Consider the following 23044-nt stretch of genomic DNA (forward strand, 5'->3'; position numbering starts at 1 on the left):
CCGAGGGGGCCGTCCCCCATCGTTCATGAGACTCGGTCTTCTGAAGAGACTCCTTCCCCTCAATCGCGGCCAAGACTCCCGACGGTTCCCTCAGCCTGAGGCTCGCGGTCGGAAGAGCACGGAGCCCCCCGTCGCGCGCCGTTCACCTCCCTCGTGCCGCGGACGGAGAACCTCCGAAGTGATTCATCAGAATTTCAGGAAGACACCATGGCTCTACGCATGCTTGCGATTCGTTGTAGCGTCACCACGTCGGTCATGACTGCCCTGATCATCGCAGGGTGTGGTGGCGGGCCGAAGCTGGTGCCGGTGGCCGGAGTCGTGACCCTCGACGGTGAACCGTTGGAGGGAGCGACTCTTTCGTTCATCCCGATTGAAGAAAACACAGTGGCCACCTCCGGAACTGAGGTGAGTGGCGCCAATGGGAACTTTCAGATGACCTTCAAGGGCCGCAGCGGCCTGGCGCCGGGAACCTACCGAGTGCTGGTGAGCAAGACCGAGGAGATCGAACCGCCCGATGGCCGAGAAGTTCCCGATGTGTTTGCCAAGGCCTCGGTCGAGAAACAGCTGATGGGCATGACGAAGGAGACGATCCCTCCTCAGAGTTTCGACCGCGAGGTCGAAGTTCCCGAAGAAGGAGCGACGGACTTTCTCCTGGATTTCAAGTCGAAGGGAACCAAGTAACCCTGACTTCGAGGTGCCTCGACCGATCGTGAGGAGGTGCTGATCAAGCCTGTTCGTGATCGTCACGACTCAAGGGATCGGGTGATTCGGTTGCGTACGTGATTTCAGCACACGCTTCACAATAAGAAAGCTCTAGGTCGAGGAGTCACTGACCATTTTTTGCGCGACTTTCACTGGATGTTTTGATTGACAAGGAGCATCCCCTCGATGCGATTCCGATGGTATTGCACCCTGGTATTCGGCAGTGGCATCATGATGATGGCCGGCTGCGGAGACGGTTCCGGAGGACTTCCGCAGGAACCGGATCTGGTTCCGGTCACCGGCAAGGTCACGGTCGAGGGTCAGCCGCTCGCGGAAGCGGTGGTCACGTTCCTTCAGGTTGACGAGAAGGGGACGCTGGCCATCGGGGAAACCGACGAGGACGGGACGTACATCCTGACTCATCTCGGTCGCCCCGGCGCCGCGGCAGCCGAGTACTCGGTGACGGTGAGCTACCTCGTCGGGCCGGATGGCACGATCTATGGCCAGGCACCGCGCTCTGGCCTGGCCAAGCCCTACGGCATGTTCGCGGCGAAGGAACTCGTCGTCCCGGAATGGAGCGACTTCGGGAAGGCGACTACCCGAGTCACCGTCTCCGAAGCAGGTGGCGTGTTCGATTTTGACCTGCCCGCCTTACTGCCTCCTCCGGAACCTTCCGAGGAGGAGTCCTCCGACGACGATGCATCCGCCGAAAACACCTCAGCAGAGGATGCATCCGCCACTGCCGAGGAGACGACGAACGCCGTGTCGGAGGACGGGGGCGAGCAACCGGAGTGATCGCTCAGGTCGTTCCCTTTCTCTCCCCAGCGGACAGCCGGAGTCTCGAAACACAGCGGAAACGGTGTTTTGCCGTTTCCGTTGTTTGTTTGGACCGTCGGTACGCCGTCGGATCCGATCACGGACGACGCCGCGATTGAGACGCGGAGTGCAACCGTCCGGCCAGCGTGAGGAGGAAATCGCGCCCTTCGCGCCGGTTTTCGAGCAGGGCGACCAGGTGCATCGGGATGCGGTCGAGTCCGACTCGGGCACCGCAGAGGGCGCAAGCCATCGAGGCCAGGGTATCGACATCGCCGCCGAGCGCGAGGGCTCGGGCGAGGGCCCTCGGGAAGTCGTCGGGAGCGGCGGCGAAGATCGCAATGGACGAGACGACCGAGCAGTGCGCCTCGATGCCGTTGCCGAACGGAGGCGGAGCGGGATCGTCGGGATCGATGGCCGCGGCCCGGTTCAGTTGGTCTTGGAATTCGACGGTCTGCGCGTGCCGGGCCAGTTCGTGGTAGAAAACGAAGCGATCAAACGGTTGCATCGTCGCGGCCATCGCGGTGGCCAGGGCGATGAGTCGGGCGCCGTCGATTCCCAGCGGGTGCCGGTGGGTTGGATGGGCCGAGGCCGCCGCCTGATTGGCCACGGTGTCGAGATCGTCGCAGAAGAAGAGGCCGACCGGAGCGGCCCGCATGGCGGCTCCGTTACCGAATGATCCGCCGGGAAAGTGATGATCGGCGATCGATCGCCAGTCGTCGCCGTCGAGGTGGGCCTGCAAGAGACGGCGGGCACCGAAGCCATAGCGACGGTTCACATCGTAATGACCGGCGAACGTCGCCATGAGCAAATCTTCGTGAAGTGTCCCGTGCGCAACAAGGGCCTCGGCCACACCAAGGGCCATCTGGGTGTCGTCGGTGTAGCGAAGGGTCTCATGAGGGGGATCGGTGACGATCGCCTCGGCAGGGCCGACCTCAGCAATGAACTCGGGAGGGATTCCTTCATAAGGCGCTCCCAGTCCGTCGCCAACAGCCTGTCCGATCAGGCACCCCTGGAACTGATCGAGGGAGGGCAGGGGGGACATGAGAGCAGGTCCTCCGAATAAAGGGATAGAGGGACGATCATTGCGGCGAGCACGGTTCCGTCGGCTTCCGACAGGAGAAGACCTGGCAGACGTCGTCATCCCGAACGGGACCGAACCAGAGATCGACCTCGAACCCAGAGCGTCGGAGGATCTCGGGCAGATCGGCGCCGAACTCGGTGAAGACGGGGTAGCCCCAATCGCCTCCGGGATGGGAGACCAGCGTGGCGAGGTGCTCAATTGAGCCATCCGCGAGGCGAACGGCGCGGGGGAACGTTTGGGGAACTCCGGGCAACAGTGGCACTGTAAAGATGTGGCAGCCTCCGGGGCGAAGGACGCGGTGGATCTCGCTCAGGGCGGCGGTCAGGTCGGGAACGTGTTCGAGGGTTTCGGAGGAGAGGATCAGATCGAACGAGGCGTCGGGGTAGGTCAATCGCTCGAGGTGCTCGGAGCGAACGCCGCCGACCACGGCGCCGGGGGCGACATCGTCGCGGAACTCGCTGTACGACAGGCGGGGGAGCAGGAGGAGGAACGTGTGCAATCCCTCGATCTCGTTGACCTCGGCCACGCGGAGGGCTCTGGCTTCGGGAGAAGCAACCCAGTCTCGGAGGGAAGGGGCCGGTGCGGGAGGGTCGCCGAGGGGGTAGAGGGAGAGGAGAACCTCGGCCATGCGACGGGCGCGAAGCTTCGCGCCGCAGAAGGGGCAATCGCACGACTCCTTGCGTGCCCAGGCCTCGACCGCAGAGGGAGCGACGCCCGATCGCCGTTCCAGTTCAGGGCGGATGACCCAGCGTCGGTAGAGTTTTGGCCCCCATCGCCCGCAGACGGTACAGCGATCGAACCGGCGATGGCGGATCGCCCCGGCATATTCGCCGAGTCGCCAGGCCAGGTGATGGCCGCCGTTCCAGATCGGGAGCAACAGACGTTTGACACGGAAGGGAATCACCGGGCGGCGGCCCTCACGCGGGTGCAGGAACCAGGAGCGAGACCTCGGCCAGCACACCGAGGCATGATGCGTTGATGATCGTCTCGGCGAGCTCAGGGAACAATCCCCCGGCGTCGATCGTTCTTGAAGCCCGGTCCGGGATCGCGTGACCTTGAAGCACCGGCCGCGCTTGACTAGGATAAGCATGGAATCACCACGCCTTTGCGTGAACAATGCGCAAAGCTCGATCACCCCGAACGATACGGACGCAATCCAGCGATGGCCTACTCGACCACGGTCCAGCGGCACAAGACCCGCGAGGTGGGGATCGACGACCACGTTGTCGGCGGCGACAACCCGATCTGGGTGCAGTCGATGACCACGACCGACACGGCCGATGCCGCCGCCACTCTGGAACAGATCAAGCGCCTGGAGGAGGCCGGCTGCGAGATCATCCGCGTGACCGTGCCCAAGAAAGGGGACGTGCAAGCCTGCCAGGCGATCCGAGACCACATCAACATCCCCCTGATCGCCGACATTCACTACGACTACCGGATGGCCCTGGCCTGCCTTGAGGCCAAGACCCCTTCGGGCCGCCGCGCCGTCGATAAGATCCGGATCAACCCCGGCAACATTGGCGGCATCGAGCGCTTCAAGGAGGTCGTCCGCAAGGCCAAGGACAAAGGGGTCCCCATGCGGATCGGGGTCAACAGCGGCAGCCTCGAAGAAGACCTGATCGAGAAGTACGGCTTCCCCTGCCCCGAGGCGATGGTCGAGAGCGCCCTGCGACACATCGAGATTGCCGAGTCGCTCGGCTATCACCAGATGATCATCAGCCTCAAGGCCAGCCACGTCCCCACCGCCGTCGAGTGCTACAGCCTGTTCGCCGAAAAGAGTGATTACCCGACCCACCTGGGGATCACCGAGGCCGGTTCCCGAGAGTACGGCACGCTCAAGAGCGCGGCCGGCATCGGCGCGATCTTGCTCCGGGGGATCGGCGACACGATCCGGGTGAGCCTGCTCGGCGACCCGGTGCCCGAAGTGAAGGCCGGGTTTGACATCCTGCGGGCGACCAGCCGCCGGATCAACGAACCGGAGGTCGTCGCCTGCCCGACCTGCGGGCGGCTCGACATCGACCTGGAACGTATCGTCGCCGAGGTCGAGGAGCGGATGAAAGGGCTGAAGCACCCGCTGCGGATCAGCATCCTCGGCTGCCTGGTCAACGGCTTCGGCGAGGCCAAGGAGGCCGACATCGGCATCGCCGCCGGCAGCGGCAAGGGGATCATCTTCAAGCGAGGCGTGCCGATCCGACACGTCAAGGAAGCCGAGATGGTCGAGGCCCTCTGGGAAGAGGTCATGCGCTTTGAGGAAGACACGCCTCCCCTGGAGTCGTATCTGAAGAAGCAGGAGCAGAAGCAACAGAAGTCGGCCCTGACCATCATCGGTTGAGCCGTCATCGGTTGAGGGCGGATCTGGCCTCCCCGTCGGATCCGCCCCCTCTTGCTGAGTCTCTAGAGCCCTCGTCGGACGCAGCCTCGGGCGATCGCCGACAGGTTGGGGGGCGTCCCTTCGGATCGTGTTTGCGAAGAATCCATCAACGGCATCCTCGCGAGAGATCTCTTCGCCAAGTACATTCAGATATGGTCCTCGCCTCTTGATGGTCCTTCGATTCGGTTCTCTCGAGACCGACCGGCGACCCTGGACCGCGCGTCGAATGACTTCTTTCGAACACGATCCATGGCAACGGGGGCAGAATTGCGATTATTCGACATCAACCTCGTCCGGAATCTGATCGACCCCTATCTTTTCAGGACCGTGACCAAGAAGAACTACAACCCGACGACCGGGGCCATGAGGGATGAGCTCCGGCCGGTCATCGTCGATGATGGCGCCCTGCCGGGCAACGACCCGATGATGAAGGGCTCTATGAGCGACACGGCCGTGCTCCTCGAGGGGCTTGGCCTGAACACCGGCAGCGAGGCCTGGTGGTTCGAGTACGGCCGCCGGGTCCACCAGCGATTCCAGAATGTGGGGTCCATGGGGATCCGCTGCGACCCCTGCACCGCCCTGGCCTTTTACCTGCTCCGCAGCAACCATTGCCGCGGGGCGCTCACGGTCATCGAGCAGGCCGAGGGCAAGTCCAACGGGCACTGGTTCCTGCTGGTGGGCTGCCCGAACAACGTGCCCATTCAGTATCCCGGGCGCTTCCCGCGCGGTTGCTTCGTCGTCGACCTGTGGGGCGTCGGCGTCAAGCGGCAGCGGGGCGAGTCGACGAGCAATACGTCCGTCATCGATCCGGCATCCTGCTGCTACAGTTGCGGGGACAACTCCCTCAAGCGGAAAGCCCACCGGGACGGCCTGACGACGGTCCCGAGCGGTCGGGATTTCGTCCGGGACACCACCGTGCCGGGATTTCTCGGCAACAAGTGGCGAAGCAGCAAGCTCAAGGCGCTTGACGCCAGGCTCGACGACTATCAGAAGGGCACCGCGACCGTGGACCAGCTCGCCTCGGCGTTCAAGGCCTGGGCCGACAAGAAGCCGACGCTCCTGGACGGAGAGATCGACAGCATTCGCGACAGAGAGGGGCAGATCAGGGCCTTGCGGGAGCAGATCCAATGGCTCGGAGGGACGGTCTGATCCCCGTCGTGATCGGTCTCGGCCTCGGGGGCCGGGCCGATGCAGGGGCCGGCGGCCCCGGATGATCCTCGCGGAAATCGCTCGATGTCAGGGGGCCGCGGCTGGCGCATCGCCGGGTCGATTTCCCCATGACACGCCACCCCCGGGCGAACGCCACTTCGGCGTCCCTGCCGGGCCTCACGACCGGGATTCCGGGCCGGGCGTCTGTCCCTCTCCGAACGTCCGGCGCGCCGCGTCGCAGAGGGCAATCACGGCCGGATGGTGGATGGTCCGCTCGATCGTCACGGCGAAGAAACGCTCGCGGACCTCGTCGATGCGGCCGATTCGCTCGACGGTGTACTGCTCGCAGACCTCGGCCTCGACGACCGAGGGGACGAAGAAGAGCCCCTCTCCCGACTGACCGAAGACCTTGATCAGGGCACTATCGGCGATCTCCCCCCGGATCTCGGGCCGGAGCCCCCGCGTCTGGAACCAGGTGTCGAGCATCCGTCGCAAGGCGGAGGTCACGGTCGGCAAGAGGAGCGGCGCGCGATGGAGCGAGTCGGGGAATCCCGGGCGGTAGCGTTCAGCCAGGTTCGGGGCGCCGAGCAGGCTCACCCCGCATTCGCCAAGCAGGTGGGTAAACGCCTTGACCCGGACCTCGGGCACCAGGGGGGAATCGGTCAGGACTGCGTCCAGTTCATGCAGCGCCAGCTCGGCAAGTAACTGCGCAGGCTTGCCCTCATGACACACAAGGCTGACCGACTCTGGACCGGTCATGACCGGGCGGACAAGGCGATAGGCAACGGTTTTCGGCATCGCATCGGCAATTCCGAGGGTGAGCCGCATGGGCCGGCCGGGCGGACGACCGCGGAGCGTCTCCATCAAGTCCGACGCCGTCCGGAACATCTCATCGGCATGGCGAAAGACCAGGCGGCCCGTCTGGGTCAGAACCATCCCCCGTCCCTGGCGCTCGAAAAGGCGGTTCCCCAGGTTCGTCTCCAGAGTCTTCAGCTGGGTGCTAATCGTCGGCGGGGCGAGCATCAACTCGTCGCAGGCCGCGGCGATGCTCCCCGTACGAGCCACGACCCAAAAGTAATAGAGGTGGTTGTAGTTGATCTGGGGCTGCATGATGTGCTCGGCAATCGTTCGAAAAATTCGAAGAGAGCGATTCCTGCTTTCTTATAGTCGAATTGGATTTTTTTGCCAATAATCCTCCTTGTCGAGAGCGCGGTGCCACGCCGCCCGAATCGCACCGGGGGGGAGCGAACGGGAGGTGTGGCCCGTGCTCTTGGCAATTTCACGAGTGGATCTCTCACGAGCGGAACCGTTTGCATCGTCTTCTGCGAGGTTGACCGGCGGTTCCGCCGATCACACGTCTTGCTCAGGAGGGTTTGCCGATGAAATGTCCCAGCTGCAACACTCGGTTGATGCCGGCCAATCGCGGCCCGGTGGCCATCGACTTCTGCCCGAAATGCTGGGGAGTCTGGCTCGATCGAGGCGAACTGGACACGATCATCCGGGAGTCTCGATCGTCCGAGCATGCGCAGGGCATGGCGTCTCGGCCGATGCTCGATCCGGGAAATCACCTGGTTTCATCTCGGCCACATTGAGAACGGTGACGTTGCACAACATGTGCATGGTGTTGGGTCATTTCTCAGGAGGACACACGTCATGAGGTGCCCGAATTGCGACATGCTGCTGATTACCGACCATCGGGTCGACATCGAAATCGACACCTGCCCGTCGTGCCAGGGGGTCTGGCTCGATCGAGGCGAGTTGAACGCGATTCTCGATCGATGGGCCGATCTTCCTCTACCGACCCCGGAAGTCGGGCAGGTCGAGGCCGTCGCCCCCGCCAGCGGGCCCGATCAGGCTCCGGGCGCCCGACGGGCCGAGCCGTCGTTCTGGATGACAGTGCTCAACGCCGACTGAGCGATCGGCCGTCGGAATCCCGGGCCTCGGCCCTGCTCCCGGACAGTTCTTCCCACGGCAGCATGGGGAACTCCGGGGCCAGGGCCGGGGCCCGGGTTTTTGCGTGATGCGGGAATCGAACTTGCATCGAAGGTGAGTGACACCGACCACCCCACGGATCTCGACCAGGGGCGAGACGCGATGACATCGAGGACCCCGCTCCTGATCGTCGATGCCATGAATGTCATCGGCACGCGGCCGGACGGGTGGTGGCGCGATCCGAATGCCGCGAAGTGCCGTCTTGTGGGTCGCTTGCAACGTCTGGCGGCCGCGCGTCCCGAACGGATCGAGGTCGTCATCGACGGCCGTCCCGTCCGGGAAATGCCGGCAGGGGAGTACGACGGCGTCCTGGTGCGTTACACGGGGCATTCGGCGCCCAACGCGGCCGACGATCAGATTGTCGCGCTGGTCTCCGCCCGACCTGAGGATGTCACGGTGGTCACCTCCGACCGGGAACTCCGGAGGAGGGTCGAGGCCCTTGGGGCTCGGGTCGAGGGAGCGACCTGGCTCCTGGACCTCATCGATCAGGCCGAGCACCCGGGACATTTGCCCGAGCCATGAGGATTCGCAACGCACGGATGCCTCAGCGTCCCGAGGACCCCGGCCGTCTGCCCCGATCCGGGCCGAGGGTCCTGACTGACATTTCTGGGATCGCCCGTTCTGGCCGCAGAACGGCCTTCGAACGTGCGGGACAGCGGACCGAGCATCATCATGCTGGCCACGACCGACCACGTCGGGCACAAAGCCCGTTTCGTCGGTGCCTGGCCCTGGGAGCAATTCTCCCCCAGTATCCGTCAGGGCTTCCGCCCACGTTCGTCCTTGATCAAAACGTCGTCGGGCAACTCCGGCAGATCGAAGATGTCCTCGGCGATCGGCTGGTTGATCTGGAGCTCGGTCACGACGAAGTTGATTTCGGCGACGAGTCGGTCTTTGCCCGCTCGAAAGTCGATCATCTTCCCGCGAGCCGGGAACCAACGGCCCCCATCGCATCGGAACGCCGTAGCCTGCCACTCGATGTCGGCATAATTGATCCGACGGGGGAGATAGTCGTGTTCGGGATCGAGCTCGCAACGAATTGGCTGGCCGAACTTCCCTTCCGCGATGAGGATGATCTGTTCGCTCCCATCCGGCGTCCGCACGACCTCCAGGCGTCCTCCGGAATGCAAGTATTCGTGCAGCGGGCGGCCCCCCGGAGTCCAGAGCCACAGGGCAGCGCAACCCGGAAATCCGGGGTGGTTTCCTCTCGTGCTCTCCTGGTCTTCGATCTTGACCTGGGAGATGCTCCTCGGATCCTGAGTTTTCAAAGCGATGCCATAGTAGGTGGTTCCGTCCTCGATCTGGATGCGATGAGAGTTTGAACCCCGGCTTACCTGAAGCGAATCCTCTTTGAAGATTCGTTGATCGCCGACTCCCAATGTGTAGTCGATCGTCTTATGGAGCGAGAATTGTCCCGCCGAGTCCCAGCACAGCTCCTCGGATCGAAAATGGAGGGTCTGGACCGAGGACCACGCCCGCTCAATGGCCGCTCGGATCGCATCCAGATCGGGGCCATCGTGGCCGACTGCTTGTGCCGATTGAAGTGGTAAGACGAGGGTGACAAAGAAGGCCGCGACGCGCAACCGGTGCCGGACCGTTAACATCTGAACCTCCCGTCAGAGGAAGTGTGCGGACGTAGGACATGCCGGGGCAGGGCCGTGCCCGATTGCCGGAGTCATCGTCATCGTAGCGGCGTACGCGCCCCGGCTCAACGCCGTAGGGTGGCCCGGACAACGTGTTGTCCGGGCGGCGAAGCCGCAAGAGGCTATCGAGAGCGTCTCGCTTGAGCCGGGTCGACCGGGCGGTCCCCGGCCCCTCTTGTCGCTGCGCGACCCGGACAACACGTTGTCCGGGCCACCCACCCGCAGGCTGCCCCGATCCGGGCCGAGGGCCCTGTCATTTCGGGGATCGCCCGCACAGGCCGCGGAACGGCCTGCGAACGTGCGGGACAGAGGCCCCGCGGGGTGGCCCGGACAACTCCGTTGTCCGGGCGGCGAAGCCGCAAGAGGCGTCAGTCGAGCCATCCGACAGGCACGCCGACGCCCCGCCCTTGCTCATAGTATCGCGCCGAACTCCAGGGCCAATCGCACGGGCGGGCGACCAAGCCGGCCCGTGCCGGGTTCTGGTGCATGTAGGCGAGCTTCTCCTCGAACTTGTGCTCCGAGTAGAGGTTGAAGTCGTAGTAGCGGGGTTGCCAGATCGGCTCCGACAGGTCGAAGGTCCGGGCATATGCCATCGCCCCTTCGCGCAGGAATCGCTTGATCTGTACGGAACTGCGTTGCTTCCACTGCTTCATGAAGTGGGAAAGCTGGTCGTCCTGCGGGAACCAGAGGATCGCGTGCACGTGGTCGGGCATGACGACGAAGCCGACACAGCGGCCGTGCTGCAATGACAGTTGCGAGGCGAGGACCCCGAGGACGATCCGCTTGGGCCGGTCGTGGTCGAGAAACCGACGGCGTCGATAGCACGAGAAGGTCACGAAGTGGGCATGCCTGTCGCGGTCGTAGATACGCCTGGAGGCCATGCGATGAGCCTACGATTTGCCCGCTCGAACCACAAGCCTCTCGTCGCTGCGCGACCCGGACAACACGTTGTCCGGGCCAACCAATGGATGAAAACCATGACGGGAGTCACTGACAGTTGCAATACATGTATACTGACAGGGCGGTTCACCAAGCCGGGGTCGAAACCGCCGGCGAGCGGGTGGTGATCGGCGGGACAGGTCCGGCTCAGGCCATGAGCTGATCGGCGAGGCTGGGGTCTTCGACGAGCGAGAGGAGCAGGGAGCGTTCCTTGTCGCGCGTCTCGCCGATGGCGGTGACGTAGACGGCGGGATCGTCCTTGACGGGGCACTCGTGCTCGCAGATGCCGCAGCCGATGCACTTCTCGGGGTCGATGAAGGGACGCTTCAGTTCGAGGGTGCCGCCCCAGCGGTCGGTGACCTCGACGTTGCGGGTGAAGATGGCCTTCGGGCTGGTCGGGCAGACTTCCTCGCAGACGACGCACTCGACGTCCATCGCCCAGGGGAGGCAGCGGCCGCGGTTGTAGAAGGCGGTGCCGGTCTTGATCGGCCCCTGGGCCTCGAACGGGCCGACGCCGAGCTTCTCGGCGATCGAGAGCTCGCGGATGGCGCCGGTCGGGCAGACCTGGCTACAGAGGGTGCAGTTCAGCTCGCACCAGCCCATCTTGGAGATCATGATCGGGGTCCAGAGCCCCTCGATCCCCGCCTCGAACAGGGCCGGTTGCAGGACGTTGGTCGGGCAGACCCGGATGCACTGGTCGCACTTGATGCAACGGCGGAGGAATTCGTCCTCGGCGACGGAGCCGGGGGGGCGGATCACGCGGCGGTCGAAGTTCTTCTTCACGCCGCCGGAGAGCCGGGCCATCGGGAAGAAGAGGACGCCGAAAACCCCGGCGAGCATCAAGGATCGGCGATTGAGGGCCGGGCCGGTGACTTCGCTCGCCTTGCGCGGGAGGAAGCGGAACTGGAGCGCGTCGTGCGGGCAGTCCTCGATGCAGTTGAAGCAGACGAAGCATTCGGACTTGCGCAGGTCGGTGTGGGGGTCGGAGGCCCCTTCGCAACTCTTGAGGCAGAGGTCGCAGTCGGTACAGCGGACCGGGTCGCGGTCGATCCGCCAGAGCGAGAACCGACTGAAGACGCCGAGCAAGGCCCCGAGCGGACAGACCGCCCGGCAGAAGAAGCGCGGGATGAACCAGTTGGCAACGAGGAAGCCGAGGAAGATCAGGCCGACGACCCAGGCGAACCAGTATTCGCGGGTCTCGGTGTAGACCCCTTCGGTCGCCTTGTCGACCGAGGGGAGGACACTGGTCGTCATGGATCGGACGGTCAGGGCGATCGGGTCGAGCAGGCCGATCTGGAGCGTCGAATTGCCCCGGCGCGAGGCCTCGACCGATCGACCGAGGCCATCTCCCACGGCCGAAAGCGTTTCCGGGACGCCCGCACGGACGATGCCGATGCCAAGGCCCAGGACGATCACCCCGAGCAAGGCCCCCGAGATCGGCACCCTGGCCAGCCGGCCCGGGCCGAAGATGCCCAGGGCTCGCAGGACCGCGTAACCGCCGAGTGCGACCAGGCCCAGGCCGATCATCCACGACGAGAGGCCGAAGACCTGGCTGAAGGTCGTCACCGAGTCGCCCTCGGCCGCGCGGGCGAGGGCGGCCTCATCGTACGCCTCGGCGATCTTGCCGGGAGCGTTGTAGAGGGCGGGGACGATCCAGAGGGCGGCCATGGCGATCATCGCCGCCAGGATGTAGTACTTGATGGCATAGATTCGTCGGTAGCGGTTGACCTCGATCATCTGCTTCGTGTTGCGACGATTGCCGATGTTGCCGAACAGGTGGTGCAGGATGCCGAACGGACACATCCAGTTGCACCAGACCCGGCCGAGCATCATCGTGATGCCGAGGATCACGAGGCCCCAGAACAGGTTCCGGTAGATTGTGTGCGTCGTCAGGGCCGTGGCCACTGCCACCAGCGGAGACGCTTCCAGGAACCACGAGACCGGCCACCCCTTGAGAAAGCGCAGGTCCGTGATCAACAAGAAGAACAGGAAGAGTCCGAGGGCGAGCGCCTCGTAGGCGCGACGGATCTTGACCATCGGTTCCTCCGAACAGGGGCCGTCGTGACCCGGGGGATAACTCGCGAATCGTAAGTAAGAAATCGAGCGTGATTCAACACGGATCGGGCGATGAGAGGACCCTGGGCGCTTCTTGAGCTCAGGTCACCGTAATCTCGCGGGTCCACTGGGGCCGCCAGTCGGAGGCGAGGCCGCGGTCGATGGCCTTGTCGAGGTAGAGGATCTCGTGCCTTTGCTTCTCGAGGAGCTTGGAGACGCACCAGCTGTCGACGGCCACGTGATCGGTGCCGACGACGATGGCGTCGGACTGCTTCACGTCGTTGAGGCTGCCGCCGGTCGGGCCGTTGCGCATGAGGAGCTTGCGGCCGTCGGCGATCACGAGGGTCGGCTTCATCATCTTGGCGAAGTCGGAGATGATGCCGTGAATGTCCTGGTGGAACTGGTTGCGAGGGTTGCCGAGCAGGCCGTACCAGTTCTTCAGGCAGATGGTCGCCTTGCAGAGGTTGTGGTCCTTGACCGGGCTGATGCCGATGACCTTCGTCGCCTCCTTGAAGGGGGCGTAGAACATGCTCCAGGTGTCCTTGATCGTCTCGCCGCCGACGTAGAGGGGCTCGAAGTAGCTGGACTTCGGCAGCATCAAGGTGGCCCCGGCGCGCTGGGCGGCGTCACCAACGCGGGTCTTGAAGAAACAGCTCTCGGGGTTGTTGATCGGGTTGTCGCAGACGATCACCTTGCGGGCACCGGCCGCGAAGCAGAGCTTGACGACGGCCGAGACGGTATCGGGCTGGCTGGTGGCGCCGAGGTCCGGGTTCTTGTCGAAGGCGACGTTCGGCTTGATGACGACCACGTCCCCCTTCTGGATGAACTGCTCGACGCCGCCCATCTCCTGCATGGCCGAGCGGACCATGGTAAGGGCCTGTTCCTCTCGGGCGGCGTATTCGGCGTCGGGCGAGTCGAAGGCCGAGCGGTCGGGAGGGGTCGCGCGGACGACGACGAGGCTCGGCCGACTGGGAGCGAGCGCGACTGAGTAGTCCTTCAACCGCACTGGGGGAGGTGGTTCGACCCCCTTCATGCCCCAGGGGTCGGTGATTGCCACGCCCACCCCAGCGGCCGCGCCCACGGCGGCGGCGCCGACGCCGACCTGGGTCAGGAACTGCCGTCGAGGAATGGGGGCTTCGGCGGGGTTAACCCCTCCAAGCCGCTCCAGGTTCTTCTGCTGGGTCCGGGTCAGCTTCTCGCCCATGGCGAAGGCCTCGGTTCGGTTCGGGGAAGGAGGCGGCGGGAGGTTTGGAGAATACGCGGAGAGTGCGATGTTGCCAGGATCGACAAGAGGGCGGCTCATTCGCCCTCGTCGAAGTGAGGGACCGTCTCGGGGAGCGAGGCGGCGAAGCCGTCAATGAAGGCCTGGGCAGCGTTGAGATCGGTGGAATCGTTCAGGCCGCCGACGGCGTTGCCCTTCCGGAAGATGATTTCGATCAGGCCGAAATTCTCGGCGATGAACATGGCATCGGCGACTTCGGTCTCGACCTCGGTAATTTTGGCGTCGAACGATTCGGCATCGGCCCGATAGAGGTCGAAGATCTCCTGGGCTCGCTCGGGAGTGGCGTAGGGCCGGATGAACGCCTGCCAGGTCAGATCGCCCTCGGCGTAGGCGGCCATGAAGACATCGGAGAGGAAGGCGTAGCCGAAGGCATCCTGGGCGAGATATTGCTCGTTGGAGCGGCCGGGGCCATCGGGAAGGAGGGCGAACAGGGCGGTGGGGTCGGCCTCCTCGGTTTCGGAGGACGCGGCCTCGGCGTCGGGCATCTCCTCGGGATCGGCCGAGGCGATCGCGGTGTCGCCCTCGGCCTCGGGTTCGGGGGCCGAGCCGGGGAGGATGTCGTTCGAGATGCGCCGGGCGATCGCGAGGGCGAACTCGCGGAACTCGTCGGACTCGGAGGTCGGCACGACCTGGACGTAATAGGACTTGGCGTGGAAGAAGACGCTGGCCCCGGAGGCATAGCCGGCGCTGCCGAGTTGCAACGGGTCGGCCTCCTCGGGCTTCTCGGTGCCGTACTTTCCGAGGGCCTTCAGGGGGCTGTCCATCTCGAAGATGTAGAGCTGGACCTCGTTGGCGGGGTTGCCTTCGGGGTGATAGAAGGTGTAGGCCATGCCGACCACGTCGTACTGCACGAAGCTCTCGGCGCGGCCGTCGATCTTCTCGTAGAGGTTGCCGGCGTTGAAGGATTCGAGGGCTCGGCCGCCGGAGTCGCCGATCTCCCAGCCCTCGGGCAGGTTGCTCAGGGGGAGCAGGGCGGCGAGCGACCGCTGCTCGTCGGGCACCTGGGCGAGTTCGGCCTCGCGCTCGGCCGGAGTCAGGCCGGGGCCGGGCGGTGCGGCAGCGGCAGGGGCTCCGGAGGTCATGGCATTCCAGTCTGCTCCCGGAGGCATCATGAAGGGATAGGGGAAATTCGGGGTGCCCGAGCGGGCGATCTCGATGGGCGGGGCGGTCTCGTCGAGCAACTGCTGGGGGGCGTCGACCCCGACGGCTTTCCGGATGATCGCCAGCCGCTCCAGGACCTCGGGCATGGCCTCGGCGGTCGGGGGGGCGACGGCGGCGGCCGACCGGAGAGTGATCATCGCCTGGTCGAGTGCCTTGATCCCGTCGCTGATGAGCCGACGCTCGTTCTGGAGCCGTTCGTATTCCTGCTCGGCGGCGGCGGCCAGTTGCTCAGCGTTGCGGAACTGGCGTCCTTGCTCGGCGACCGACCATGAGCGGTTCGGGTCGAAGGCGTAGCGGTCTTCGTCGAAGTACTGGCTCTTAACCAGCAAGACAAGAATGATGCCGGGAACGCCCATCACCAGGGCCATGCCACAGACGACCGACCACCATTCGGGCTTGCGGTAGACCCGGCCCCTCCGGGTGTGGAGGTACTCGGTCCGGCCGAGAACCGCAAAGGCGATGGGCGTGGTTGCCAGGGCGATCACGCAGGCCAGGGCGGCCAGGCCTCGAAGCGGATCGGCCAGGAACCAGTCCTGAAGGAAATTCAAGGGGCTGGACGTGGTCGGTTCCATGCGTCTCGATCGCTCCGGGCCAAGAGGGACGAGGATGTTGACGATTCGTTAAACTCTTACCCGGATTCTATCGGACACGGGGGCCGGCCAGCAATCGGCAAGCTGCCGATCACGGCAATCCGGGGCCGGGAGATCAGGAAAAGAGGGACTCGACAAAGGCATCCGGGTCGAACGGCTGCAAGTCGTCGATCCCCTCGCCGACGCCCACGAACTTGACGGGCAGGCCGGTCTGCTGGCGGACGGCAACGACGATGCCCCCCTTGGCGGTGCCGTCGAGCTTCGTGAGGATCACGCCGGTGCAAGCGATCGACTGAGAGAACATCTTGGCCTGTTGCAGGGCGTTCTGGCCGTTGGTGGCGTCGAGCACGAGCAGGGCCTCGTGAGGGGCGCCGGAGATCTTGCGGGCGATGATGCCGCGGACCTTCTCCAGTTCTCGCATCAGGTGGGTCTGGGTGTGCAGGCGGCCGGCGGTGTCGACGATGAGGAAGTCGGTCTTGCGGGCCAGGGCACGGTCACAGGCGTCGTGGGCGACGCTGGCGGGATCGGCCCCCTGATTGCCGCGGACCAGCTCGGCCCCGGCGCGATCGGCCCAGATGGCGAGCTGGTCGGCCGCGGCAGCGCGGAAGGTGTCGCAGGCGGCCAGGACGATCGAATGCCCCTGGTCCTTCAAGAACTGCGAGAGCTTGGCGATCGAGGTGGTCTTGCCCGAGCCATTGACCCCGGCGACAAGGATGACCGTCGGGTTGGTGGCGGCCCGGCTCAGCTCGCCGGCCTTGGGATCTTGGAGTAAGGTCTTCATCTCGGCCTTGAGGAAGGTGAGCAGATCCTCGTCGGCCGTCTTGTCGGCGAAGGCCTCGCGGACGCGATCGATGAGGATCTCGGTCGCCTTGACCCCGACATCGGCCCGGATGAGCTTGGCTTCCAGCTCGTCGAGGAAGTCCTGATCGACCTTGCGGCCGAACCAGGAGCGGACGTCGAACAGCTTGGCGGTGCGGGCCAGCCCTTTTTTGAAGCGAATGAGGAGATCTGTGAAGGCCATGATCGTCGGTCGAGGGTCGAGGGGAAGGTCCGGTCGTGGCGTCATCACAATCCCCGACCGTAGAGAGCGAACCGGCTCTTATTGTACGCGAATCGGCTCCGAAGTCGCCGGGCCGTTGTCGTCGAGGCCCAGTTCCGCCCGATAGAGGGCGAGATCGTCGTTGCCGAAGACGCAGAAGGTGATCTCCCGGGGCGAGTCATGCACATGGAGCCAGAGGCGGACGGCATCGACGGCGATCGTCGCGGCCTCGGCCTTCGGGTAGCCGTAGGTGCCGGTCGAGATGCAGGGGAAGGCGATTGACTCGATGCCGTGCTGATGCGCGAGAGTCAACGACTCGACATAGCAGGAGCGGAGCAGGGCGGCTTCTCCCTGATCCCCCCCCTGATAGACCGGGCCGACGGTGTGGATGACATGAGCGGCCGGGAGTTGATAGCCCTGCGTCATCCGAGCCTGTCCGGTTGGGCAGCCGCCAATGGTTCGGCATTCGGCCAGCAGCTCAGGTCCGGCGGCGCGATGGATCGCCCCGTCGACCCCGCCACCGCCGAGCAAACTCTCCTTGGCGGCATTGACGATGGCGTCGACAGTGAGCGAGGTGATGTCACCCTGAACGACTCGGATACGATCGAGGATCGGGTCGGTTGGCATGGTGGAGCGTCTCCGAACGTCTGGGACGAGCGTTGGCACGAGATTACGAGTGCCCCGCCCGCTGACGAAGCCGGTTCAGGTCATCCGCAGGGGTTGCGATAGCCCCGACCCAGCGGCCGGCCCGGTCGGGAGCATGAAAGTCGGAGCCGGCGATCGGAACGAGGTCGAAGCGGTTGGCGATCTCCCGCCAGCGACGCGAGCGTCGGTTGTCGACCCCGGGGCCATCAACCTCCAGAGCGCCAAGGCCGGCGTCCCGATACGAGGCCAATCGCTCCATCGACAGATCATAAGGTGGGTGCGGTAAGCCCGCAACGCCGCCGGCCTTTCGGATCAGGGTGATGGCCTCGGACACGGTTGGACCCTGCTTGGGCACGGTGGCCGGGCCGTCGTCTCCGAGATATCGAGCGAAGACCTGGCGATGGGTGGCGACCTGACCAGTCCTGACGAGGTAATCCGCCAGATGTTTTCGACCGAGGGCCGCCCGAGGATACGAACGGCGGAGCGACTCGGGATCGACCCGCAGACCACACTCGGTCAGCCGAGCGATCATCTGTTCGAAGCGGCTTTGGCGATTGCGTCGCAAGGCATCGGCTGCGGCCAGCAGGTCGGAATCGTCGGGATTGACGAAGTGGCCGAGAATGTGGACCTCGCGACCGTGGTCGGTGGCACTCAGTTCGATCCCGGCAACCACCTCGATGCCGAGCCGATCGGCCTCGGGCTGAGCGACGGCGAGGGCCGAGAGCGTGTCGTGATCGGTGATGGCCAGCGCGGAAAGGCCAACGGTTGCCGCGGCCCGGACCACGTCTCCCGGCGTACAAGAGCCGTCGGAGTGGGTCGTGTGAACATGGAGGTCGGCCCCGCGATCGGCCCGATGCGTCGGTCGGGGACGGGGCCTTCGCCAGCTCATAAGGTTTCCGGCTCGGAATCCGTTGCCTCGGAGGTGTGGGCCGGTTCCTCGTGTGAGGGAGTGTCGCGCTCCTCGGCCGGCGAGGTCTCGTTGCGGGCCTCGGTCGCGGCGGGCTGAAGCCGGTCGAGGATGCCATTGACAAACCGGCTCGACTGCGAGGTGCTGTAGCGTTTGGCCAGTTCGAGCGCTTCGTTGATCACAACCTTGACTGGAACCTCGGTGCGGTAGAGCATTTCGAACGCCCCGAGTCGAAGGACGTTGCGGTCAATGGCCGCCATCCGTTCGACCGACCAGTTTTCAGCGACCCGGCCGATTAACTCATCGAGGTGAGCCTGGCGGGACCGGACGCCTTCGATCAGGGCGTCGGCATACGACCTGAGGGCAGGGTCGTGGAGGCGGCGTTCCACAAACTCCTGGATCACCTCAGGGGGCAGATCGGGGTTGTGGTCAAGTTGATAGAGGACCTGAAGCGCGATTTCTCGTCCTCGGGTGCGTCGCGTCATGGTCGGCCGGGCTGTCAGGTCGGGGGTCGGGGGTGGGTTCGTCGGTCGGTCGGCGGGAGTCTGACCGATCGGGGGGCTCCTTCCGCCCCTCGGACGCTCGGTTGAGCTATGACATCTTAGTCGATCGTTCGACCTGTCGTGAAGGGCGCGCGGACGCTTTCCACGGGGACAGCGGCCCGGCGAGGACGCCCGGCTCGGCCCTAGGCATCTGTGTCACTTCCTGGCATGATCGATTCTGATGCGATTTGTGAACCGGACGAACTGGAGTCCGGGAACAATTTGATCGCGCGATCGGCGCGGATCGAATCGCGATGAGGAGCCGCAAAGGAGCCCCGACCCCGCCATGAATCACTCTCGACTCGCCCCGGCCCAACGGCTCGCCGTGACTCTGGTCTTGCTGGCTCCCTGCGTGGGATGGTCGCAACAGCCGGAGCCGACCGAGACCGACTCGATCGAGGCCATTAACGCCGAGTTCAATCGCAAGTACCGCGAGCTGGAACGGGAGCGGCTGGAGCAACTCGCCGCTCTGGCAGAGCGCAGTGATCCGAAGCAGGCTACTTCGATCTACGAAACCTATTTCCGAGACGCGCTGGGAGCCGGGCTCTACCAGGAGGCCGAGCCGGTCGCAGAGCGGATTCTTGCCGCCCAGCCCCCGACGGCCGTCGTGCGCTATCTGGCCGAGGTCATGAACATCATGGCCGAGGCCGATCGAGGCGACTTCGAGAAGTCGCTCGAAAGCCTGCTCCGCGCCATCGAAGCGGGGAAGGATGCCGATGAGGCCGATCTTGCTCGCGTGGCCTTGCCGGTCGCGGCCCGGTTGTCTCTGCTCGACGCCTACTACCAGCGTCTGGTCCAGGCCGGGGCGTACGAAATTGCTCGGAAGGCATTCACAACCGTCAAGGAAAATGCCCAGGAGGGGAACGAACCGGCCATTCTCGATTACCTGACCAACCGCATTCAGCAGCTCGACATGATCGGCCGCCCGGCGCCGAGCTTCCAGGCGAGCGACGTGGACGGACGATTGGTCCGCCTGGAAGACTTCGGGGGGAAACCCATTTTACTCGTCTTCTGGGCCACCTGGTATCGACCGAACGCCGAGCAAATCGCCTGGATGAAAGAAGATTACAACGAATATCGTAAGAAGGGCTTGCAGATCGTGGGAGTCAACCTTGACGCCCTGGCCAACGGCGGAGAGCCAGTCGAGCAGGTCATTCCCGAGGTGCGACGCTACGTTCTGGAATACAACATCAGCTGGCCGAACCTCATCAACATCCCGGGTGAGGGGGATATTGCCCAGGCCTACGCCGTGAGCGAGATTCCTGCCAACGTCCTGATCGACTCCGAAGGCCGCATCACGGCCCTCGATCTGAACCAGGCGAATTTCGCCGAGGAAGTCGAGAAGGTCCTCGGCGATTCGAACTGAGCGGATTGACGTTAGGTTGTTCTCTCAATCGGTGCCGGGCAGGTTCATGCCTGTCCGGCACCACTCGATGACCAGCACAGAAGCAGGTGCTGACTGGTCGACGTCGATCAGGAATCAGCGGGTTTGAGAAGCAATTCCTTGTTCGGCGGCCTGTGCGAGCGAGTCGTAGAGCGAGAGCAGGAACAGGTGGAAGGTATCGGCCACCCGAGCCGTCGAGGTTTCTCGAAGGTACTGGAGCGCCGGCTGTCCGTAAGCAATCAGGTCCTCGCGGGCACTGGCCACAGTGTTGATCTGCGCGGCGTTCATCGCCCGGTATTCCTGGACGACTTCATGAATCGCCTCGTCGGCCTGATCGCGTTTTGTGATCAGGTCCCCGGAGACGGGGGCGTCGGAGGGCCAGACGAGACGGTCTTGCTGATTGACAAAGCTTGTGATTTCGAGAATTGGTCGCTCAACCGCGGGGGGCTGATTGGCCACAGGAGGGGTGGGGCGCTCGGTGGCACTGGCCCGAGTTCCCGGAATCGGCGTCCCGCGACCGGCCCGAGCGACTTCCATGCCTCGGGTCGAAGAGACGTCGTACCGCTGCTGCATGGAAACCTGCTGCCGACGGTAATCGAAGCGGTCGGGGGTTGAGAGGCTGGTGCGATTCAATGCCTCCTGATCCATGCCGGCCCGCACGTTGGCCCGTTCGTTCAGCATGTTGACCGATGGCGGGGTATACGGACGCGCGAATCCCCACCCGAACCCTCCGAAGGGGCCGAACCCCCACTGGGCCTCGGCCTGCCCGGCGCAACAGATCAGCAACGCCATCGAGGCCAAAACGCCTCGGAGGATCGTTCGGCGAGATCGGGTGGAGGTCTCTGGTGCGGTTGTCGTCATCGTGCGATCTCGTGGGCGTCGTCGATGCAAGATCGGTGAAGCCGATGGCCGCCCCAGGCTCCCCGGCAGCGATGGGGAGGGCCGGTCGGTCCGACCCCTGACTCGCGCTCTTCGTTCAATCATAGGACGATCAGGGAGCATTCCACAACGTCGAGCAACCTGGCCCCAAAGAAGTTCCGGATTTCCCACGCAATCTGCCCCCTCGGAGCCAGGGAAAGGGGCGGTCGCGCACTCGATCGGGCGACCTCGCTGCGACCCGGAGTCGGACGCTCCGCTCCTCCGCACATCGGGGACGACTGCGATGGCCTGCCCGCTTGACGGGAGGGGGCGATCGGGCGCCTCTCGCTTCGGCGCGGTTGGATCGAGCGGGGACTTGTTCCACCCTTGAGCGCCCCTTTACACTCATGTCCCTCTACGGACGCAGCCTGGTTCATTCGGGGGCGTCCCGGGCGATTCAAACGCCACTTTCTCCCTCCGCGGCGCGAGGCCCTTGAGATGTCCGAGTTTTTCCCAGACGTTCCGAAGATCACCTACGGCGGCCCCGACTCAAAAAACCCTCTGGAATTCAAGCACTACAACCCCGACGAACTGGTCGGCGGTAAGTCGATGCGCGACCACTTGCGCTTCTCGGTCGCCTACTGGCACACGTTCACCAACCCCCTGAGCGACCCCTTCGGCGCGGGAACAGCCCAGCGCCCCTGGGACGACGGCACCCCGACGGTCGAGAACGCCACCCGACGCGCCCGAGCGGCCTTCGAATTCCTGGAAAAGCTCGGGGTTCCCTTCTACTGCTTCCACGACCGTGACGTTGCTCCCGAAGGCAAGACGCTGAAAGAGTCGAACGCCAACCTCGACGCCGTGGCCAAGGTCTTGAAGGAAGAACAGCAACGCACCGGCGTCCGATTGCTCTGGGGAACGGCCAATCTCTTTTCCAACCCCCGCTATATGCACGGAGCCTCGACCAGCCCGAATTTCGACGCCTTCGCCTTCGCCGGCGCCCAGGTCAAGAAGATGCTGGAAACGACCCTGGATCTGGGCGGCCTCGGCTACACCTTCTGGGGAGGCCGCGAGGGGTACTCAACGCTGCTCAACACTGATCTCAAGCGCGAGCTTGACCACCTGGGCCGGTTCCTCAACATGGCCGTCGATTACAAGAAGTCGATCGGCTTCGACGGCCAGTTCTACATCGAGCCGAAACCGATGGAGCCGACCAAGCACCAGTACGACAGCGATACCGAGAGCTGCCTGAACTTCCTCCGCACGTACGACCTGCTCGGCCACTTCAAATTGAACCTCGAAACCAACCACGCGACCCTCGCCGGCCACGAGATGCAGCACGAGCTGCGCATGGCCGCTGCCTCTGGCGTGCTCGGTTCGATGGACGCCAATACCGGCGACCCCCTCCTTGGCTGGGATACCGACCAGTTCCCGACGAGCATCTATCTGACAGCCTCCAGCATGCTCGAAGTGCTGGACATGGGCGGCTGGACCACCGGCGGCATCAACTTCGACGCCAAGGTGCGCCGTGAGAGCTTCGAGCCAGTCGACCTGTTCTACGCCCACATCGGCGGCATGGACGCCTTCGCCCGCGGCCTGAAGATCGCCCACAAGATCCGCGAGGACGGCCGCCTCGCCGAGTTCGTTCGCAATCGCTACGCCAGCTGGGACGGCGAACTCGGCCGGAAGGTCGAATCCGGCCGGGCCACCTTCAGCGATCTTGAAGCCTACATCCTGCCCAAGGGAGACGTCACGCCGAACGTCAGCGGCCGGCAGGAGATGCTTGAAAATTTAATCAACGACTTCATTTGAACCTGCGTCATGCCCGCTCGCCGGTTCGTTTCCAACGCGATGGATTCGAACCGGCGTTCTGCACGCTCCTCAAGGACGC

22 protein-coding genes are annotated in these 23044 nt (G+C 64.5%); 9 read left to right on the plus strand and 13 right to left on the minus strand.

Features of this window, described 5'->3' with window-relative positions; genetic code table 11:
- Positions 1–207 precede the first annotated feature (207 nt).
- The gene (locus GA615_RS22420) at positions 208–681 is read left to right on the plus strand and encodes a carboxypeptidase-like regulatory domain-containing protein (RefSeq protein ID WP_152053563.1); all 474 of its coding nucleotides are present in this window, start codon (positions 208–210) and stop codon (positions 679–681) included.
- 207 nt (positions 682–888) lie between these two features.
- A complete protein-coding gene (locus GA615_RS22425) occupies positions 889–1497 on the plus strand; it encodes a carboxypeptidase-like regulatory domain-containing protein (RefSeq protein ID WP_152053564.1) in 609 nt (202 codons plus the stop codon).
- A 118-nt stretch (positions 1498–1615) separates the two neighbouring features.
- Here the strand turns inward: GA615_RS22425 and GA615_RS22430 are convergent, their stop codons facing one another.
- Both GA615_RS22430 and GA615_RS28595 read right to left on the minus strand, forming a co-directional pair.
- Positions 1616–2560, minus strand: a complete 945-nt coding sequence (locus tag GA615_RS22430; RefSeq protein WP_161602491.1) for an ADP-ribosylglycohydrolase family protein — start codon at positions 2558–2560, stop codon at positions 1616–1618.
- Between the two features lie 37 nt (positions 2561–2597).
- On the minus strand, positions 2598–3503 hold the full coding sequence (locus GA615_RS28595) for a class I SAM-dependent methyltransferase (RefSeq protein ID WP_315851685.1): 906 nt from the start codon (positions 3501–3503) through the stop codon (positions 2598–2600).
- A 258-nt stretch (positions 3504–3761) separates the two neighbouring features.
- Between GA615_RS28595 and ispG the strand changes: the two genes are divergently transcribed.
- Positions 3762–4931 (plus strand): flavodoxin-dependent (E)-4-hydroxy-3-methylbut-2-enyl-diphosphate synthase, encoded by a 1170-nt coding sequence (gene ispG, locus GA615_RS22440; protein WP_152053567.1) that lies wholly within the window; start codon positions 3762–3764, stop codon positions 4929–4931.
- A gap of 288 nt (positions 4932–5219) precedes the next feature.
- Positions 5220–6119, plus strand: a complete 900-nt coding sequence (locus GA615_RS22445) for a hypothetical protein (RefSeq protein ID WP_152053568.1) — start codon at positions 5220–5222, stop codon at positions 6117–6119.
- A gap of 177 nt (positions 6120–6296) precedes the next feature.
- On the opposite strand, the gene nhaR is transcribed toward GA615_RS22445, so the two are convergent.
- Positions 6297–7229: a transcriptional activator NhaR gene (nhaR, locus tag GA615_RS22450; RefSeq protein WP_152053569.1), complete on the minus strand. Its 933-nt coding sequence runs from the start codon at positions 7227–7229 to the stop codon at positions 6297–6299.
- A 269-nt stretch (positions 7230–7498) separates the two neighbouring features.
- Here nhaR and GA615_RS22455 point away from each other — a divergent pair, with 269 nt between their 5' ends.
- The 3 genes from GA615_RS22455 (at position 7499) to GA615_RS22465 (ending at position 8633) form a co-directional block, all read left to right on the plus strand.
- Positions 7499–7711, plus strand: a complete 213-nt coding sequence (locus tag GA615_RS22455) for a TFIIB-type zinc ribbon-containing protein (protein WP_152053570.1) — start codon at positions 7499–7501, stop codon at positions 7709–7711.
- Between the two features lie 61 nt (positions 7712–7772).
- A complete protein-coding gene (locus tag GA615_RS22460) occupies positions 7773–8033 on the plus strand; it encodes a TFIIB-type zinc ribbon-containing protein (RefSeq protein WP_152053571.1) in 261 nt (86 codons plus the stop codon).
- A gap of 180 nt (positions 8034–8213) precedes the next feature.
- The gene (locus GA615_RS22465) at positions 8214–8633 is read left to right on the plus strand and encodes an NYN domain-containing protein (protein ID WP_201750286.1); all 420 of its coding nucleotides are present in this window, start codon (positions 8214–8216) and stop codon (positions 8631–8633) included.
- 233 nt (positions 8634–8866) lie between these two features.
- Here GA615_RS22465 and GA615_RS22470 read toward each other — a convergent pair whose 3' ends face one another.
- The 9 genes from GA615_RS22470 to nusB form a co-directional block, all read right to left on the minus strand.
- Entirely contained in the window at positions 8867–9712 is an 846-nt protein-coding gene (locus tag GA615_RS22470; RefSeq protein ID WP_152053572.1) for a hypothetical protein, read from the minus strand.
- 407 nt (positions 9713–10119) lie between these two features.
- Entirely contained in the window at positions 10120–10632 is a 513-nt protein-coding gene (locus GA615_RS22475; RefSeq protein ID WP_152053573.1) for an REP-associated tyrosine transposase, read from the minus strand.
- Positions 10633–10837: 205 nt separating this feature from the next.
- The gene (locus tag GA615_RS28275) at positions 10838–12727 is read right to left on the minus strand and encodes a 4Fe-4S dicluster domain-containing protein (protein WP_235905620.1); all 1890 of its coding nucleotides are present in this window, start codon (positions 12725–12727) and stop codon (positions 10838–10840) included.
- Between the two features lie 118 nt (positions 12728–12845).
- Complete coding sequence (locus tag GA615_RS22490; protein ID WP_152053592.1) at positions 12846–13949, minus strand: DUF362 domain-containing protein; 1104 nt, start codon at positions 13947–13949, stop codon at positions 12846–12848.
- Positions 13950–14044: 95 nt separating this feature from the next.
- Positions 14045–15760, minus strand: coding sequence for a DUF6599 family protein (locus GA615_RS22495; protein ID WP_152053574.1), 1716 nt, complete (start codon positions 15758–15760; stop codon positions 14045–14047).
- 133 nt (positions 15761–15893) lie between these two features.
- Positions 15894–16799: a signal recognition particle-docking protein FtsY gene (ftsY, locus tag GA615_RS22500; protein ID WP_152053593.1), complete on the minus strand. Its 906-nt coding sequence runs from the start codon at positions 16797–16799 to the stop codon at positions 15894–15896.
- A gap of 78 nt (positions 16800–16877) precedes the next feature.
- Positions 16878–17444, minus strand: coding sequence for an O-acetyl-ADP-ribose deacetylase (locus tag GA615_RS22505; protein WP_152053575.1), 567 nt, complete (start codon positions 17442–17444; stop codon positions 16878–16880).
- A gap of 43 nt (positions 17445–17487) precedes the next feature.
- Positions 17488–18351, minus strand: a complete 864-nt coding sequence (locus GA615_RS22510; RefSeq protein ID WP_152053576.1) for a PHP domain-containing protein — start codon at positions 18349–18351, stop codon at positions 17488–17490.
- On the minus strand, positions 18348–18854 hold the full coding sequence (gene nusB / locus GA615_RS22515) for a transcription antitermination factor NusB (RefSeq protein WP_152053577.1): 507 nt from the start codon (positions 18852–18854) through the stop codon (positions 18348–18350). Before nusB ends, GA615_RS22510 begins: the two co-directional genes overlap by 4 nt.
- Positions 18855–19197: 343 nt before the next feature.
- On the opposite strand from nusB, the gene GA615_RS22520 reads away from it, so the two are divergent.
- Positions 19198–20277, plus strand: coding sequence for a peroxiredoxin family protein (locus GA615_RS22520; protein WP_152053578.1), 1080 nt, complete (start codon positions 19198–19200; stop codon positions 20275–20277).
- A 114-nt stretch (positions 20278–20391) separates the two neighbouring features.
- Here GA615_RS22520 and GA615_RS22525 read toward each other — a convergent pair whose 3' ends face one another.
- Positions 20392–21156 carry a hypothetical protein gene (locus GA615_RS22525; protein ID WP_152053579.1) on the minus strand — a complete coding sequence of 255 codons (765 nt, stop codon included), beginning with the start codon at positions 21154–21156 and terminating at the stop codon, positions 20392–20394.
- A 495-nt stretch (positions 21157–21651) separates the two neighbouring features.
- Here GA615_RS22525 and xylA point away from each other — a divergent pair, with 495 nt between their 5' ends.
- Positions 21652–22965 (plus strand): xylose isomerase, encoded by a 1314-nt coding sequence (xylA, locus tag GA615_RS22530; protein ID WP_152053580.1) that lies wholly within the window; start codon positions 21652–21654, stop codon positions 22963–22965.
- Positions 22966–23044 lie beyond the last annotated feature (79 nt).

The organism is Tautonia marina, assembly GCF_009177065.1.
In the GTDB taxonomy this organism is placed as follows: domain Bacteria; phylum Planctomycetota; class Planctomycetia; order Isosphaerales; family Isosphaeraceae; genus Tautonia; species Tautonia marina.